Raw genomic sequence first — 16,430 nt, 5'->3', positions numbered from 1 at the left:
ACCGAGGGGTCTCCGCACGGCGGGCCGCGGCGGCGACCGCGGCCCGCCGTCGCCGCAACACCCCGCCGCCGAGAAGGAGTCCTCCATGCAGATCGGCCTCATCGGCACCGGCCGCATCGGCGCCCTGCACGCGCGGACGCTGCGCGACCTGCCCGGCGTGGACGCGGTCCTGGTCGCCGACGCCGACGCCGAACGGGCCCGCGGACTGGCCGGAACGCTCGGGCTGCACGCCGCCGACGACATCGACGCGTTGTTCGCCGCCCGCCCCGACGGCCTGGTGATCACCGCCGCCACCAGTGCGCACGCCGAACTCCTGCTGCGCGCGCTGGACGAGCGCGTCCCGGTCTTCTGCGAGAAGCCGGTCGCCCTCGACGTGCCCGGCACCGTGGAGATCGTGCGCCGCGCCGAGGACGGCCCGGTGCCCGTGCAGATCGGCTTCCAGCGCCGCTTCGACGCCGGCTACCGCGAGGCGCGCCGGGCCCTGCACGCCGGCGAACTCGGCCTTCTGCACACGTTGCGCGCCGTCACCGCCGACCAGGCCCCGCCGCACGCCTCGTACATTCCCACCTCCGGCGGCCTGTTCCGCGACTGCTCCATCCACGACTTCGACATCCTGCGCTGGCTGACCGGCCGCGAGGTGGTCTCCGTCTACGCGCAGGGCGCCAACCGCGGGGAGGCGTTCTTCCGCGAGGGCGACGATGTCGACACCTGTGCCGCCCTGCTCCGCTTCGACGACGACGTGCTCGCCAGCGTCACCGCCACCCGCTACAACGGCGCCGGCCACGACGTGCGGCTGGAGGTGTGCGGCTCGCGGGACTCGCGCATCGTCGGCCTCGACGAGCGTGCGCCGCTGCCGACCGCCGAGCCCGGTGTCTCCTGGCGGCGCGAGCAGCCGTACGCCACCTTCGCCGACCGGTTCGCGGACGCCTACGTCACGGAGCTGGCCGCGTTCACCGAGGTCGCCGCCGGCCGTGCGGCCAGCCCCTGCACCCCGGCCGACGCCCTGGAGGCGCTGTACGTCGCCGAGGCCTGCGACCTGTCCCGCCGTACGGGGGAGCCCGTCGAACTGGCCGGCATCCGCAAGGAGGCCGGGCGCCGGTAGCCGGGCCGGCACCCGCGCGGCGCCGGGGCGTCCGGCGTCGAGGGGCGGGGAGGTCAGGTGCCGTCCGCGCCGGCCGCCCGCGCCCCGCAGCCCCATTCCAGGGCGTACGAGGCGGCCTCGCGCTCGGCCGCCGCGGCGTCACCGTCCCGGATCGCGGCGATCATCCGCGCGTGGTCCAGGTGGTCCTCCGGCCGCAGCCGCTCGCCGACGTCGAAGCGCAGGAACGCCCGGAGCACGTGCCCCAGGTCCGCGTACAGCGCGGTGAGGACGTCGTTGTGGGACGCGGCGACCACCGCCAGGTGGAGGTTGGCGTCCGCCTCGACGAAACGCTCCACGTCCCCGGACGACCAGGCGGCCTCCCGCCGCTCCAGCAGCGCCTCGAGCTGTACGACGTCCTGCTCGGAGCGCCGCAGCGCGGCCAGCCGCGCCCCGGAGGCCTCCAGCGTGGACCGCAGCTCCGCGACGTGCTGCGGGGCGGCATCCGCGAACCTGCGGTGCATCACGCCGGCCAGCTCGCTGGTCGCCACCACGTAGGTGCCCGAGCCCTGCCGGATGTCGAGCAGCCCGTTGTGTGCGAGGGCCCGGACGGCCTCCCGCACGGTGTTCCGTGCCACGCCCAGCTGCTCGACCAGTTCCGGCTCGGTGGGGATGCGTGAGCCCACCGGCCACTCGCCGGAGGTGATCTGTGCCCGCAGGGCCGAGATCACCTGGTCCGCGAGGGCCGAACGGTGTGGTGAGGACAGTGGCATGGATCTCCGTTCCGGGGCGGTCTGCGGAGTGGAATCAATTCATCCCATGATTCTATGATGGTGTCATGGCCACCGCGCAAGACCACCGCACGACGCACAGCGACGACCCGATCCGCACCGGACGGGTGCCCGCCCCGCACCCGGGTACGGCACCCTCCGACGCGGGCGGGACCGCCGCCAGCCCCGGCTCGTCGTGGACGCTCCGGCTGGTCGTCGTCGGCCTGGTGCTGGCCGCGCTCAACCTGCGCCCGGCCATCTCCGGTCTCGGCCCGCTGCTGGAGGAGGTCCGCGGCGGCCTCGGCATGAGCGGCACCTTCGCCGGCCTGCTCACGTCGATGCCGTCGCTGTGCTTCGCGGTCTTCGGCGGCCTCGCGCCGCGCCTGGCCCGGCGCTACGGCCCGGCCGCCGTGCTGGTCGCCGGCATGGTCGCGATCACCGCCGGCCTCGCGCTGCGCCCGTTCACGGGCAGTACCGCGCTGTTCCTGGCCGGCAGCGTCCTCGCGCTCGCCGGCATCGCCGTCAGCAACGTGCTGATGCCCGTCGTCGTCAAGCACTGGTTCCCCGGCCGGGTCGGCGCCATGACCGGCCTGTACTCGATGGCGTTGGCCGTCGGCACCGCCGGCGCCGCCGCCGTCACCGTGCCCCTGACCGACGCTCTCGGCGGCAACTGGCGGGTCGGGCTCGCCGCCTGGGCCGTCCTCGGCGCACTCGCCGTCGTCCCCTGGGCCGCCGTCCTGCGCGGCGTCCGGCGTCGCCGCGCCGCGGGGGCGTCCTCCGCCGCCGGCGACGCCCGGGCCCGGGACGCCGCCGCGGGCCTGCGCATCAGCCGCTCGCCCACGGCCTGGGCGCTCGGCGTGTTCTTCGGCCTCCAGGCCTCCGCCGCCTACATCACCATGGGCTGGCTGCCGCAGATCTTCCGCGACGCCGGCGTCTCCGCGTCGGCAGCCGGGCTGATGCTCGCCGTCACCATGGGCATGGGCATCCCGCTGTCCTTCGTCCTGCCGCGCGTGGCCGCCCGCATGAGCCACCAGGGCCCACTGGCCGTCGGCCTCGGGGTCTGCGGCCTCTCCGGCTACGCCGGGCTCTGGTTCGCCCCCGCAGAGGGCGCCTGGGCCTGGGTGCTGCTGCTCGGCGTCTCCAACTGCGCGTTTCCGCTGGTCCTCACCATGATCGGCATGCGGTCCCGTACGAGCACCGGAGTCGTCAAGCTGTCCGCGTTCGCCCAGAGCACGGGCTACCTGCTGTCCATCCCCGGCCCTCTCCTCGTCGGCGCCCTGCGGCAGCACAGCGGCGGCTGGCACGCGCCGCTGCTGCTCATGGCCGGTCTGATGCTCGCGCAGATCGCCGTGGGCACCCTGGCCGGACGGGACCGGTGCGTCGAGGACGGCCGCTGAGTGCGAGACTGCCCGCATGCCCGTTCTCGAACCCGAACCCCAGGGCGGCCAGAAGAAGCTGCTGCTCCTCTTCGCCGCGATCCTCGGCATCATGGTCGTCATCGGCGTGGTCGCGTCCATCGCGGCGCCCTGACCGCCGCGCCGCGCGAAGACCCCACGCCCCCGTGGCCCGGCGGCCTCGGGGGCGTCCCCTAGGGACTTCCGGGGGTTGTCCTCAGGGGACGGTGGGTGGCTCACCGGATGGGGAGTCACCGCCTGCGGCCGTAGCGTCGGGACCAGTCCGACGCACGGAGCCGCGACGCAGGGGGACGGGACCATGGCCGCGCACGCACACCTGAGCACCAGCCGGAGCCGGCCGCCCCGCGCGTGCGGAACGTCCGCCGCAGGGGAGCCCCGGGTCCCCTGGTGGGCCCTGGCCCTCCCCGTGCTGGTCTTCTGCACCCTGCTGGCACTGATGCTGGCGGGCGGCGACGCCGAGGCGGCCCAACGCGGCAGCGAGCCGCTGGCCCGCCTCCTGGAAAGCCTCCGGCAGGCTCTGCTCTGACCCCTCCTTGCGGGGGAACAGCGCCAACCCCCCACGCCCGGTGGCCGGTTTCGTGCGAAGCTGGAACGCATGAGCGTCGATGTGCCCCGCAGGATCGTCCTTCTCCGGCATGCCAAGGCCGACTGGCCCGACGTGGCCGACCACGAACGTCCGCTCGCCGACCGGGGCCGCAGTGACGCCCCGCTCGCCGGCGACTGGATCGCCGGCCACGGCATCGCACCCCAGCTCACCCTCTGCTCCACAGCCGCCCGCACCCGGGAGACGTGGAAACTCGTCGCGCACCAGCTGCCGCAGCGCCCCAGGACCGTCTACGAGGAGCGGCTCTACGACGCCTCTCCCGGCGAGATCATCGCGGTCCTGGGCGAGACCTCCAACGACGTCCGCGACCTGCTGGTCGTCGGCCACAACCCGGGCATGCAGGCCCTCGCGGAACTCCTCGCGGGCAGCGCCGACGACGACGCCGCGGCGCGTCTGGGCCGCCACGGCTTCCCCACCACGGCGCTGGCCGTCGTGCGCTTCACCGGCCCGTGGAAGTCCGTGGAGCCGGGGGTCGGCGCACTCGCCGCCTACTGGGCGCCGCACGTCTGACGCCTCCGGCGCCCGCCTCCCCCCGGGGCGGCGGGCCGTCGGCGACGGCGTCATTCCGCGATGTCGGCGGCCTCGACCTCGTCGCGGGTGATGCCCAGCAGGTACAGCACCGTGTCCAGGAACGGGACGTTCACCGCCGTGTGCGCGGCCTCCCGGACCACCGGCTTGGCGTTGAACGCCACACCGAGACCTGCCGCGTTCAGCATGTCGAGGTCGTTGGCCCCGTCCCCGATCGCGACGGTCTGTGCCAGCGGCACGCCCGCCTCGGACGCGAACCGGCGCAGCAGCCGTGCCTTCCCGGCCCGGTCCACCACCTCGCCCGTGACGCGGCCGGTCAGCTTGCCGTCGACGACCTCCAGGGTGTTCGCCGAGGCGAAGTCCAGGCCGAGTTCTTCCTGCAGCGCGTCGGTGACCTGCGTGAATCCGCCCGAGACCACGCCCACCTGGAACCCGAGCCGTTTCAGCGTCCGCACCAGCGTGCGGGCCCCGGGGGTGAGGCGGACCGCCTTGCGCACCTGCTCCACCACCGACACGTCCAGCCCGGCCAGCAGTTCGACCCGGGCGTGCAGCGACTGCTCGAAGTCCAGTTCGCCGCGCATCGCGCGGGCGGTGACCTCGGCGACCTGCCCCGCGCAGTCCGCGTGCTCCGCGAACAGCTCGATGACCTCGTCCTGGATCAGTGTGGAGTCCACGTCCATCACGACCAGGCGCTGCGCCCGGCGCGCGAGCCCGGACGCGACGACGGCGACGTCGACCCCGTGCCGCGCCGCCTCCTGCGCGAGCACCGTGCGGAGCGCTTCCGTCGCGGTGCCCGAGACGTCGAACTCGACGGCCGTCACCGGATACTTGGCCAGCCGGAAGATGCGGTCGATGTTGGCGCCGGTCCCGGTGATGCCGGCCGCTATGGCGGCGGTCGATCCCGCGGTCAGCGGATGCCCGAGCACGGTCACGTGCGACCGTCCCGTGCCGCGGGGCCGGTTGTCACCGGTGCCGGAGATGATCTCCGCCTCCATGCCGACCGCCTCGGCCCAGCTGTGCACGGTCGCCCGCAGCTCCCCCTCGGCGGTCCCCCCACCGGGGGAGGTGACGAGCGCGCACAGCGTGATCCGGCCACGGGTGACCAGCTGCTCGATGTCGACGACGTCGACCGCGTACGGGGCGAGCGTCTCGAAGAGACCGGCCGTGATGCCCGGCCGGTCCCTGCCGAAGATCTTGACCAGGAGGGTGGGCGTGTCGTCGGAGAGGGACGCCGGGGGCGCTGTGGCCTGCGATGGGGTCATGGTGCTTCCACGGTAGCGCCGTTCCGGGGGTGTTCGCCGCCCGGACCGCATCGCGGACGGAGCCGCGCTGGGGCCGCGCCCCACCGGGCCCGGGGAGCCTCGTGACAGGGACGTTGCACGGGTCGGCTTTCTCCCCGGCGGCGAAGCCTGAAATAGTGCCCTCCGATGAACCGCCACCTCCGGGCCTTCCGCCGCGGGGGCATCTCGGGGGACGACAACGTGGGGCATGGAGTGCCGGAACTCGCACTGGAACTGAACGGACGGACCTGGACGCTCGATCCGTCCAGAACACACCACCTCGGCCGTGATCCGCAGGGGGAGGTGGTGATCGACGACGCCCGGGTCTCCTGGCGGCACGCCGCGCTCCGCTGGAGCGGGACCGGCTGGGTGCTGGAGGACCTCGGCAGCACCAACGGCACCTATGCCGGCGGGCAGCGCGTCCAGCAGCTGGAGATCGGGCAGGGCGCCGCCGTCCACCTGGGCAACGCCACGAACGGGCCCCGGCTGACCCTGGCCCCCGCCGCCGCGCCCAGCGCCGCCCCCGCCGCGGCTCCGGCTGCGGCGCCCGCGACGGCACCGGCCCCGCAGGGCGCCCCGCAGGGCGCGCCCGGGCAGCCGTACCCGCAGGGGCCCGGGCAGGGCACACCCCCGCAGGGCTGGGGCCCCGGCCACCCGCAGCAGGCGCCCGTACCGCAGCAGGCCTCGCAGTACGCCCCGCCCCACCAGGCACAGCCCCACCAGGCGCAGCAGTACGCACCGCACCCGGCGCAGCCGTCGCGGCCCGCCTCCGCCCCGCCCGCGCAGCGTGAGCCGCAGCAGCCGGACGGGGGCGGCGACCGCAGCCCGACCACGTTCCACCGCCTCGACCTCGGCCGCGTGATGCGCATCGGCCGAGCGCTGGAGAACGAACTCGTCGTCTCCGACCTCCAGGTCTCCCGCCACCACGCCGAGTTCCGCGCCACGCCCGACGGCCGCTTCGAGATCCGCGACCTCGGCAGCCACAACGGCACCTACGTCAACGGCCAGCCGCTGCCCAAGTCCGGCACCGCGTTCATCACCGCGCACGACACCGTGGGCGTCGGCCACTCCACCTTCCGCGTCGTCGGCGGCCGGCTCGAGGAGTTCGTCGACACCGGCGAGGTGTCGTTCTCCGCCCGCCATCTGACCGTCAAGGTCGACGGCGGCAAGGTCATCCTCAACGACGTCACGTTCGGCGTCCCGGAGAAGTCGCTGGTCGCCGTCATCGGCCCGTCCGGCTCCGGCAAGTCCACGCTGCTGCGCGCCCTCACCGGCTACCGGCCCGCCGACGTGGGCGAAGTCCTCTACGACAACCGCGACCTGTACAAGCAGTTCGCCGAACTCCGCCAGCGCATCGGCCTGGTGCCGCAGGACGACATCCTGCACAAGGAGCTGACGGTCCGCACCGCCCTGCGCTACGCGGCGCGGCTCCGTTTTCCCGGCGACGTCGCCGAGACCGAGCGCAACGCCCGGATCGAGGAGGTGCTGGCCGAGCTCAAGCTCGACATCCACGCCACCAAGAAGATCACCTCGCTGTCCGGCGGGCAGCGCAAGCGCGTCTCGGTGGCACTGGAGCTGCTGACCAAGCCGTCGCTGATCTTCCTGGACGAGCCCACGTCCGGCCTCGACCCGGGCATGGACCGCGACGTGATGCAGCTGCTGCGCGGCCTCGCCGACGACGGCCGCACCGTTCTCGTGGTCACCCACTCGGTCGCCGAACTCCCCCTCTGCGACAAGCTGCTGGTGATGGCTCCGGGCGGCGGCGTCGCCTACTTCGGCCCGCCCGAGGAGGCCCTGAACTTCTTCGGCTACGACACCTGGGCCGACGTGTTCTCCGCCTTCGAGAACTACCGCAGCTACGACTGGATGGGGCGCTGGCAGGGCTCGCAGCACTACCAGATGTACGCCGCGGAGATCGCCGCCGTCTCCCCGCAGCCGGCCGCCCCGCCGCACCAGGCCGTTGCGCAGCCGTCCGCCCGGATGCAGAAGCCGCAGAGCTGGGGCTCGCAGTGGTGGACGCTGACCCGCCGCTACCTGTCCGTGATCGCCTCGGACAAGGGCTTCATGGCCCTGATGCTGCTGCTGCCCGCCATCCTCGGCGTGGTCAGCACCCTCATCCCGTCCGACTACGGCCTCGGCCCCAACACCGACAACCCGCGCGGCCACAACCAGGACGCGGGCACCATCCTGCTGATCCTCGCCGTCGGCATGTGTTTCGCCGGTGCGGCCAACTCCGTCCGCGAACTGATCAAGGAACGGGTCATCTACGAGCGGGAACGCGCCACCGGCCTGTCCCGCTCGGCGTACCTGATGTCCAAGGTCGTCGTCCTCAGCCTGATCACGGCGCTGCAGGGCGTGATCATCTGCCTCATCGGCTTCTCCGTGCGCACCATGCCGGAGGAGGGGCTGCTCATGCCGCCCGCGGTCGAGATGTGCCTGGCGATCATCGCGCTCGGCTTCACCTCCATGGCCTTCGGGCTGGTCATCTCCTCCCTGGTGAAGACGGCCGAGAAGACCATGCCGCTGCTGGTGATGTTCGCGATCGTGCAGGTGGTGTTCACCGGCGTGCTCTTCCAGATCTTCGGCTCCCCGGGCATCGCCCAGCTCGCCTGGCTGATGCCGTCGCGCTGGGCCATCGGCGCGGCGGGCGCGTCCGCGGACCTGGCGCACACCATGGCCCCGTGGGACCGGGAGAAGCCGAACGACCTCGACCCGCTGTGGGAGCACAGCGTCGGCACCTACCTGCTCGACATGACCGTGCTCCTCGCCCTCGGCGTCCTGTGCTGCCTCGCCGTGGCCCGGCTGCTGCGCCGCCACGAGCCCGAGGTCATGCGCAAGTGACGCCCGCCCGCACCGGCCGCTGAGGGGGGCCGGGACCGAAGGTCGTAGGACCCCGGTCCCGGCCCCCTCCCGCGCGTGCCCGATACCGGCCCCGGCCAGGGCCGGTACGGTGATCGCATGGTCCCCCGATCCGGTCTGGCAGCGGTCAGCGAGGCGCTCCTCGCCATGAACCGCCGCCTCGAGGTACGCGAGGTCCTCCAGACGATCGTGGCCTCCGCGCGCGACCTCCTCGACGCCGAGTACGCGGCCCTCGGCGTGCCGGACGACCACGGCGGCTTCGCCCAGTTCGTCGTCGCCGGAGTCAGCGACGCCGAGTGGAAGGCCATCGGCCCGCTGCCCCGGCAGCACGGCATCCTCGCGGCGATGCTCCACGAGGGCCCCCAGCGGCTCGCCGACGTCCGCGACGACCCCCGTTTCGAGGGCTGGCCCTCCGCCCACCCCGAGCTCGCCGACTTCCTCGGCATGCCCATCACCGGTGACGACGAGGTCCTCGGTGCCCTCTTCCTCGCCAACAAGCGCTGCGCGAAACCCGCCGGTACCTGCGGCTTCACCGAGGACGACGAGGAACTCCTCGGCCTGCTCGCCCAGCACGCCGCCATCGCCCTGTCGAACGCCCGCCTCTACGAGCGCAGCCGGGAACTGACCATCACCGGCGAACGCTCCCGCATCGCCCACGAACTCCACGACGCCGTCTCCCAGAAGCTGTTCTCCCTCCGCCTCACCGCCCAGGCCGCCAGCGCCCTCGTGGACCGCGATCCGGCCCGCGCCAAGGGCGAGTTGCACCAGGTCGCCGCCCTCGCGGCCGAGGCCGCCGACGAACTGCGCGCCGCCGTGGTCGAACTGCGCCCCGCCGCCCTCGACGACGACGGGCTGATCGCCACTCTCCGCACCCAGGTGCAGGTCCTCGACCGCGCCCACGCGGCCCGCGTCACCTTCACCCCCGCCGGGGTGCGCGCGCTGCCCGCGGCACAGGAGGAGGCCGTGCTGCGGGTCGCCCAGGAGGCGCTGCACAACGCGCTGCGGCACTCCGGCGCCCGCCGGGTCGAGGTCAGCCTCACCCGCCGGGGCCCGGGCGCGGTCCTCCGGGTGACCGACGACGGCACCGGCTTCGACCCGCGTGCCGTACGTCACGCCGGGCGCCACCTGGGCCTGGTCTCCATGCGGGACCGGGCCGGCGGCATCGGCGGCAGCCTCACCGTGCAGTCGGAGCCCGGGAAGGGCACCACGATCGAACTGGAGGTGCCCGGTGGCTGAGACCGCCCCCATCAGGGTCCTGCTGGTGGACGACCACCAGGTCGTACGACGCGGGCTGCGCACCTTCCTGGAGGTGCAGGAGGACATCGAGGTCGTCGGTGAGGCCGCCGACGGTGACGAGGGCGTGGCCCGAGCCGCTGAACTCCTGCCCGACGTCGTGCTGATGGACGTGAAGATGCCCGGCACGGACGGCATCGAGGCGTTGCGCCGCCTGCGCGAACTCGACAACCCGGCGCGGGTGCTGATCGTCACCAGCTTCACCGAGCAGCGCACCGTGGTGCCCGCGCTGCGCGCCGGAGCCGCCGGGTACGTCTACAAGGACGTCGATCCGGACGCCCTCGCCGACGCCATCCGCTCCGTGCACGCCGGCCACGTGCTGCTCCAGCCCGAGGTCGCCGGGGCGCTGCTGTCCGACGGGGACGGCGGCGGCAACGGACGCGGCCCCGCGCTCACCGACCGCGAGCACGAGGTGCTCGGCCTCATCGCCGACGGCCGCTCCAACCGCGAGATCGCCCGTGCGCTGGTGCTGTCCGAGAAGACGGTGAAGACCCACGTCTCCAACATCCTGATGAAGCTGGACCTGGCCGACCGCACCCAGGCGGCACTGTGGGCCGTACGGCACGGACTGGCCGGCTGAGACCCGCGGTCCTTCGCCCGCCGGGGGCGCGCGCAGCCGTCCGGCAGCCCTCCGTCACCCTCCCGGAGGCACGGCCGGACGGGTCCGGTCGCCCTGTTGCCGCGCAGGATTCATTCCGACGGGTGGTCGTTCCGCGGCGGGCGCATCCCCATCGGTCCGGGCCCGTTCTCCAGGGCGTGCTGCGGCGGCCGCCGCAGCCACTCGCCAGGAGGGAGATCGCCCTGATGAAGAACATGAAGAGGATCGCCACGGTTGCCGTCGCCGCCGCCGGGCTCGCCGTGTCCGGAGCCGGTGCCGCCGTCGCTCACGACGGTGCCTCCGCCGACGCGGTCGCCGCGAACTCGCCGGGCGTCCTCTCGGGCAACGTCGTGCAGGTGCCCGTGGACGTGCCGGTCCAGGTCTGCGGCAACACCGTGAACGTCATCGCGCTGCTGAACCCGGCCTTCGGGAACACCTGCGTCGTCAAGTGACCGACGCGCGTCGGCCTGGGGCCCCACGGTGCACGCACCGCGGGGCCCCGGCGCGTTCCCGCCCGCGCGCTCTCAGCTCCGACGCCGCTCCAACTCCTCCGCACCGGCGTTGTACGCCGCCACCTGCGCCCGCCGGGCCGTACGTTCCACCGGCCGCAGCGCCTCCGCGCGCGCGGCGATCTGCGAGGCGCTCATCGCCGTGCCGTGCGCGGCGCCGTCCCCTTCGGCGATGGCCACCAGGGCGCCGACCCGTTGCGCCAGCTCCAGCACCCGCACCGCACGCGGCGGATACCCGGGCGCCAGCAGCCGCCGCCCCGCCTCGGCGCGCGCACGGTACGCCTCCAGCGCCGCGTCGGCGACGGGCCCGGATCCGGCCACGTCCAGCCGCGTCAGCACCTGCGTCGCCTCCCGCAGCGCCTCCGCCAGTTCGCGCTCCGCCTCGCCCAGCGACGGCACGTCCGCCGGCGGCGCCTCCCGCACCGGCAGACAGCGCCACACCACCTCCACGTGGGTGTCGAGGGGGTCCGCACCGTCCGTCGCAGGACCCGCCTCGTGCACCTCGGGCACCAGGCCCAGCCCCGCCCCCGAGGCCACCACCGCCTCCCCGGCCTCCAGCGCCAGGGCGTTGAACTCCGGCGGCCCGCTCAGCCCCAGCGGATGACCGGAGGCGGGCAGCGCGAGCCGCAGGCCCACGGCGCCCAGCGCGCGCAGCCGCCCCAGCGCCAGCGTGAGTCCCGCCACGTCGTCGTCCGCCGCGCCCTCCGGCCCCGGCAGCCCGGCCGCCCGGTGCCGGCCGTCCTCCGCGGTGATGCGCGACGCCGCCTCGTCGGGCGACACCGCCCCGGCCAGCAGGGCGTTCCCCCAGGCGGCCAGCCGTCCTGAACGCGTCTCCTCGAGCATGTGCCCCAGCGTAGGCCGTGTAGCCGCGCAGGGGCCCGGGACCGCCCGGCGACCTCGGGAGCCGTACCGGTGGAGGTGTGGCGTAGGTTTTCCCATGGGCCTGTGCCCGCAGGGCACCGGCAGAAGCGACTTCACCGACAGCATGGGGAGACGACACGCTCATGAGCGACGTACTGGACCTGGTGGACGTATCAGTGGTCCGCGAGGGCCGCGCACTCGTGGACGAGGTCTCCTGGTCGGTCAAGGAGGGCGAGCGCTGGGTCATCCTCGGCCCCAACGGCGCCGGCAAGACCACGCTCCTCAACATCGCCTCGAGCTACCTCTTCCCGACCACCGGCACCGCGACCGTCCTCGGCGACCGCCTGGGCACCGTGGACGTCTTCGACCTGCGGCCCCGCATCGGCATGGCCGGCATGGCGCTGTCCGAGAAGCTGCCCCGCTCCCAGACGGTGCTGGAGACCGTCCTCACCGCCGCGTACGGCATGACCGCGCACTGGCGGGAGAGCTACGACGACATCGACCGCGACCGCGCCCTGGCCTTCCTCGACCGCCTGGGCATGAGCGACTACCTGGACCGGAAGTTCGGCACGCTCTCCGAGGGCGAGCGCAAGCGCACCATGATCGCCCGCGCCATGATGACCGACCCCGAACTCCTCCTGCTCGACGAGCCCGCCGCCGGTCTGGACCTGGGCGGCCGCGAGGACCTGGTGCGCCGCCTCGGCCGCCTCGCCCGCGACCCGTACGCCCCCTCCATGCTGATGGTCACCCACCACGTCGAGGAGATCGCCCCCGGCTTCAGCCACGTGCTGATGATCCGTCAGGGAAAGGTGCTGGCCGCCGGACCGATCGAGACCGAGCTGACCTCGCGCAACCTCTCGCTCTGCTTCGGCCTTCCGCTCGTCGTCGAGCAGAACGGCGACCGCTGGACCGCACAGGGTCTGCCGCTCAGCTGATCTTCCGCCTACCATGAGGCGGGTGGACGCATGGGTGTGGTGGCTGATCGCCGCCGTAGGGCTGGGCATCCCTCTCGTACTCACCGCGATGCCGGAGTTCGGCATGTTCGCGGTCGGCGCGCTGGCGGGCTCCGTCACCGCCGCGCTCGGCGGCGGAATCGTCGCGCAGACACTGGTGTTCGTCGCGGTCTCGGTCGCGCTGCTCCTCGTCGTACGCCCCCTGGTCAAACGCTCCCGCACGCAGGCGCCCGCGCACCGCAGCGGAGTCGACGCGCTGACCGGTCGTCAGGCCGTGGTGCTGGAACGGGTCGACGGGCAGGGCGGGCGGATCAAGCTGGCCGGCGAGGTCTGGTCGGCGCGCTCCCTCGACGACGGCGCCAGTTACGAAGCGGGCGCGCGCGTCGACGTGGTGGAGATCGACGGCGCCACGGCGGTCGTGATGGGATGACACGTATGCTGATCCCCGGGTGACGGACGCTCCACGCAGTGTGCCCGGCTCAGTGCTGACGACAACGACAGGGGGAGAGGCGATGGACGCCATCATCATCGTCCTGATCATCCTGGTGGTGCTGGTCTTCATCGCACTCATCAAGACGATCCAGGTCATTCCGCAGGCGAGCGCGGCCATCGTGGAACGCTTCGGCCGGTACACCCGCACACTCAGCGCGGGACTCAACATCGTGGTGCCGTTCATCGACACCATCCGCAACCGCGTCGACCTCCGTGAGCAGGTCGTCCCGTTCCCGCCGCAGCCGGTCATCACCCAGGACAACCTGGTCGTCAACATCGACACCGTCATCTACTACCAGGTGACCGACGCCCGCGCGGCCACGTACGAGGTCGCCAGCTACATCCAGGCGATCGAGCAGCTCACCGTCACCACCCTGCGCAACATCATCGGCGGCATGGACCTGGAGCGGACCCTGACCTCCCGCGAGGAGATCAACGCCGCGCTGCGCGGCGTCCTCGACGAGGCGACCGGCAAGTGGGGCATCCGCGTCAACCGCGTGGAGCTCAAGGCGATCGAGCCCCCGACCTCCATCCAGGACTCGATGGAGAAGCAGATGCGCGCAGACCGCGACAAGCGCGCCGCGATCCTCCAGGCCGAGGGCGTACGCCAGTCCGCGATCCTCACCGCGGAGGGCGAGAAGCAGTCGGCGATCCTCCGGGCCGAGGGCGAGTCCAAGTCCGCGGCCCTGCGCGCCGAGGGCGAGGCGCAGGCCATCCGTACCGTCTTCGAGTCCATCCACGCCGGCGACCCGGACCAGAAGCTGCTCTCCTACCAGTACCTGCAGATGCTGCCGAAGATCGCCGAGGGCGACGCCAACAAGCTCTGGATCGTGCCCAGCGAGATCGGCGACGCCCTGAAGGGCCTCGGCGGGGCTCTGGACGGCTTCCGCCCCGGCAGCAGCAGCACCGGAGGGTCCGGCGGCCAGTCCGGCGCGGGCCTGACCAAGACCCCGCGCCAGCAGCCTCCCATCGACTGACCGCCCCGCGCCCGCCGGGCACCGCCCCGCGTGCGGCCCACGGAGTGAGACCCGGCTGCACGCACGCCACCCCCCTCCGGCATGATCGGTGCCCCGAGCACCGATCAGCCGAGGGGGCAGCGCGTGAGCATCTGGGAGATGGCGGCCGTCTGCGTCGCCGGCATCTGGGCCGGCGCCATCAACACCGTCGTGGGGTCCGGCACCCTCATCACCTTCCCCGTGCTCCTCGCCGTCGGCCTGCCGCCCGTCACCGCCAACGTCTCCAACGCCCTCGGGCTGGTGCCGGGATCCGTCAGCGGAGCCATCGGCTACCGCCGCGAACTCAAGGGCCAGCGCGCCCGCATCCTGCGGCTGGGCGCCGTCGCCCTGGTCGGCTCGCTGGCGGGCGCCGCGCTGCTCATCGTGCTGCCGCCCGACGCGTTCGAGCTCATCGTGCCCGCCCTCATCGCCGTCGCCCTGGTCCTCGTCGTCCTCCAGCCCCGGCTCTCCCGCGCGATGCAGCGCCGCCGCGAGCAGAAGGACCGCAGGCCGCCCGCGCACGGCGGGCCGACCCTGCTCGGCGGCATGGGCGTCGCCAGCGCCTACGGCGGCTACTTCGGCGCCGCCCAGGGCGTCATCTACCTGGCCCTGATGGGCCTGCTGCTGCCCGACGACCTGCAGCGCATCAACGCCGTGAAGAACGTGCTGAGCGCCGTCGTGAACGGCGTCGCGGCGGTCTTCTTCCTGTTCGTCGCCGAGTTCCACTGGACGGCGGTGCTGCTCATCGCGGTGGGCTCCACCGTCGGCGGGCAGCTCGGCGCCCGTATCGGGCGCCGGCTGCCGCCGACGGTGCTGCGCGGCGTCATCGTGGCCGTGGGACTGGCCGCGATCATCCAGCTGCTGCTGAACTGACCGCCGCGGCCCCTCCGCTCCGCACACCGAGCCACTCGGGCAGGGTGTCGCCGTCCCGCAGGTTGAGCGCGAGCAGCAGCGCGTCCGCCGGCGTCGGCTCGAACGGCTGCGTGAGCAACCGCATGCCGGCCTGGACCGGCGTGCGGTCCGCCTTGCGGTGGTTGTCCGCCGCGCACGCCGCCACGGTGTTCAGCCAGGTGTCGCCGCCGCCGCGGGAGCGCGGCACCACGTGGTCGACGGTGGTCGCACGGCGCCCGCAGTAGGCGCACCGGTGCCGGTCCCGGACCAGCACACCGCGGCGCGACCACGGCGCCCGTTGTCGGAACGGAACCCGGACGTATCTGCAGAGTCTCACCACCTGCGGCACCGGAAGGTCGAGACTGGCCGCGCGCACGCGGAGGCCGGGGTGCGACTGCTCCACGACGGCCTTGTCCTGCATCACCAGGACCACCGCGCGTCGCAGCGACACCGTCGAGAGCGGCTCGAAGCCGGCGTTGAGAACCAGCGCCTGACGCTTGTTGATCATGACCCCACCTGCGCTTTCTCTCGGAACTCGGCCCGAGGAGAGGTGTGTCGGGGCCGAGCAGGACGGCGCGCGACCCGGTTGGCGCCCTCTTGGGGATACCCGGTTCGCCCACCCCATGAGCATCGCGACTCGGTGCACATTGCTCTACTGCATTTCTCACCGGCCCGGACGCGAGGCGTGGGGGGCAGCGCCGGCCGTGCGCCGTCCGCCGGTCGCTGGTCTGTGCGATCGCGGTACGGGGGAGCGAGGTGCGGGAGGGCGTGGAGCCCTGGACGCTCGGCTTCCCGGGTGGATTCTTCGTCGGGTTCCATACCTCTCGCGCGGCTTGTGAAGATTCGGTGGACATGCCCCTAAGGTCTGCCGTGACCGCCCGACCTGCGGGCCGGCACCGAGGGAGATTCGATGCGTAAGACCGTCCTTGCCGCTGCGGTGATCGCCACCGCGCTGTCCTCGGCCGTCCCGGCCGCCGCGGTCGCTCCGGCCGACGCCGACATGCCCGCGGCCGCTTTCGCCGCTCCGAAGCACGACGGCCCGCTGACGGTGGTCGGGCTCTCCCCCAACGGCAAGCGACTGCTGGAGTTCAAGGCGAACAAGCCCGGCAAGGCGTGGGAGCTGGGCCGGATCCGGGGCCTGTGGGGCGACTCCCGCCTGGTGGGCATCGACTTCCGCGTGCAGGACCACAAGCTCTACGGCGTCGGGAACCGCGGCGGCATCTACACGCTCAACCCGCGGGCCACGGCCCAGAAGGTCTCCCAGCTGACCGTGGACCTGGAGGGCCGCCGCTTCGGCGTGGACT

At 73.2% G+C, this 16,430-nt stretch carries 18 protein-coding genes; 14 read left to right on the top strand and 4 right to left on the bottom strand.

Annotation, left to right across the window (positions count from 1 at the left end):
• Window positions 1–85: 85 nt before the first annotated feature.
• A complete protein-coding gene (locus tag K304_RS0101860) occupies window positions 86–1,102 on the top strand; it encodes a Gfo/Idh/MocA family protein (protein WP_027762348.1) in 1,017 nt (338 codons plus the stop codon).
• Window positions 1,103–1,155: 53 nt separating this feature from the next.
• Here the strand turns inward: K304_RS0101860 and K304_RS26820 are convergent, their stop codons facing one another.
• Window positions 1,156–1,851, bottom strand: a complete 696-nt coding sequence (locus K304_RS26820; protein ID WP_051307711.1) for a FadR/GntR family transcriptional regulator — start codon at window positions 1,849–1,851, stop codon at window positions 1,156–1,158.
• Between the two features lie 65 nt (window positions 1,852–1,916).
• Between K304_RS26820 and K304_RS26815 the strand changes: the two genes are divergently transcribed.
• The 4 genes from K304_RS26815 (at window position 1,917) to K304_RS0101835 (ending at window position 4,377) form a co-directional block, all read left to right on the top strand.
• The gene (locus K304_RS26815; RefSeq protein WP_037789039.1) at window positions 1,917–3,245 is read left to right on the top strand and encodes a CynX/NimT family MFS transporter; all 1,329 of its coding nucleotides are present in this window, start codon (window positions 1,917–1,919) and stop codon (window positions 3,243–3,245) included.
• A 16-nt stretch (window positions 3,246–3,261) separates the two neighbouring features.
• Window positions 3,262–3,378, top strand: a complete 117-nt coding sequence (locus K304_RS33860; protein WP_281727999.1) for an SGM_5486 family transporter-associated protein — start codon at window positions 3,262–3,264, stop codon at window positions 3,376–3,378.
• 183 nt (window positions 3,379–3,561) lie between these two features.
• Window positions 3,562–3,789, top strand: coding sequence for a hypothetical protein (locus K304_RS0101840; protein ID WP_027762347.1), 228 nt, complete (start codon window positions 3,562–3,564; stop codon window positions 3,787–3,789).
• Between the two features lie 69 nt (window positions 3,790–3,858).
• Window positions 3,859–4,377 carry a SixA phosphatase family protein gene (locus K304_RS0101835; protein WP_027762346.1) on the top strand — a complete coding sequence of 173 codons (519 nt, stop codon included), beginning with the start codon at window positions 3,859–3,861 and terminating at the stop codon, window positions 4,375–4,377.
• Between the two features lie 50 nt (window positions 4,378–4,427).
• Here K304_RS0101835 and serB read toward each other — a convergent pair whose 3' ends face one another.
• A complete protein-coding gene (gene serB / locus K304_RS0101830; RefSeq protein WP_027762345.1) occupies window positions 4,428–5,657 on the bottom strand; it encodes a phosphoserine phosphatase SerB in 1,230 nt (409 codons plus the stop codon).
• A gap of 219 nt (window positions 5,658–5,876) precedes the next feature.
• On the opposite strand from serB, the gene K304_RS0101825 reads away from it, so the two are divergent.
• The 4 genes from K304_RS0101825 to K304_RS0101810 all read left to right on the top strand — a co-directional run bounded on the left by K304_RS0101825 (window position 5,877) and on the right by K304_RS0101810 (window position 10,877).
• Entirely contained in the window at window positions 5,877–8,516 is a 2,640-nt protein-coding gene (locus K304_RS0101825; RefSeq protein WP_027762344.1) for an FHA domain-containing protein, read from the top strand.
• A 117-nt stretch (window positions 8,517–8,633) separates the two neighbouring features.
• The gene (locus K304_RS0101820; protein WP_027762343.1) at window positions 8,634–9,770 is read left to right on the top strand and encodes a GAF domain-containing sensor histidine kinase; all 1,137 of its coding nucleotides are present in this window, start codon (window positions 8,634–8,636) and stop codon (window positions 9,768–9,770) included.
• On the top strand, window positions 9,763–10,407 hold the full coding sequence (locus K304_RS0101815; protein WP_027762342.1) for a response regulator: 645 nt from the start codon (window positions 9,763–9,765) through the stop codon (window positions 10,405–10,407). The genes K304_RS0101820 and K304_RS0101815 overlap by 8 nt, the downstream gene beginning before the upstream one ends.
• 224 nt (window positions 10,408–10,631) lie before the next feature.
• The gene (locus K304_RS0101810; protein ID WP_027762341.1) at window positions 10,632–10,877 is read left to right on the top strand and encodes a chaplin; all 246 of its coding nucleotides are present in this window, start codon (window positions 10,632–10,634) and stop codon (window positions 10,875–10,877) included.
• Window positions 10,878–10,949: 72 nt separating this feature from the next.
• Here the strand turns inward: K304_RS0101810 and K304_RS0101805 are convergent, their stop codons facing one another.
• Window positions 10,950–11,777, bottom strand: a complete 828-nt coding sequence (locus K304_RS0101805) for a hypothetical protein (RefSeq protein ID WP_027762340.1) — start codon at window positions 11,775–11,777, stop codon at window positions 10,950–10,952.
• 161 nt (window positions 11,778–11,938) lie between these two features.
• Here K304_RS0101805 and K304_RS0101800 point away from each other — a divergent pair, with 161 nt between their 5' ends.
• From K304_RS0101800 to K304_RS0101785, 4 genes are all read left to right on the top strand, one after another.
• Complete coding sequence (locus K304_RS0101800) at window positions 11,939–12,730, top strand: ABC transporter ATP-binding protein (protein WP_027762339.1); 792 nt, start codon at window positions 11,939–11,941, stop codon at window positions 12,728–12,730.
• Between the two features lie 22 nt (window positions 12,731–12,752).
• The gene (locus K304_RS0101795) at window positions 12,753–13,178 is read left to right on the top strand and encodes an NfeD family protein (protein WP_027762338.1); all 426 of its coding nucleotides are present in this window, start codon (window positions 12,753–12,755) and stop codon (window positions 13,176–13,178) included.
• An 82-nt stretch (window positions 13,179–13,260) separates the two neighbouring features.
• The gene (locus tag K304_RS0101790; RefSeq protein WP_027762337.1) at window positions 13,261–14,217 is read left to right on the top strand and encodes an SPFH domain-containing protein; all 957 of its coding nucleotides are present in this window, start codon (window positions 13,261–13,263) and stop codon (window positions 14,215–14,217) included.
• Between the two features lie 123 nt (window positions 14,218–14,340).
• Window positions 14,341–15,108, top strand: coding sequence for a sulfite exporter TauE/SafE family protein (locus K304_RS0101785; protein WP_027762336.1), 768 nt, complete (start codon window positions 14,341–14,343; stop codon window positions 15,106–15,108).
• Here the strand turns inward: K304_RS0101785 and K304_RS0101780 are convergent.
• Window positions 15,086–15,634: an HNH endonuclease gene (locus tag K304_RS0101780; RefSeq protein WP_027762335.1), complete on the bottom strand. Its 549-nt coding sequence runs from the start codon at window positions 15,632–15,634 to the stop codon at window positions 15,086–15,088. The genes K304_RS0101785 and K304_RS0101780 overlap by 23 nt on opposite strands.
• 402 nt (window positions 15,635–16,036) lie before the next feature.
• On the opposite strand from K304_RS0101780, the gene K304_RS0101775 reads away from it, so the two are divergent.
• Window positions 16,037–16,430: DUF4394 domain-containing protein (locus K304_RS0101775; protein WP_037789084.1), on the top strand; the 394-nt coding region annotated here is incomplete at its 3' end.

The sequence above is a fragment of the Streptomyces sp. CNS606 genome, from assembly GCF_000426325.1.
Note: the sequence above shows the minus strand (reverse complement) of the source record. Positions and strands in the feature narration are given on the sequence as shown.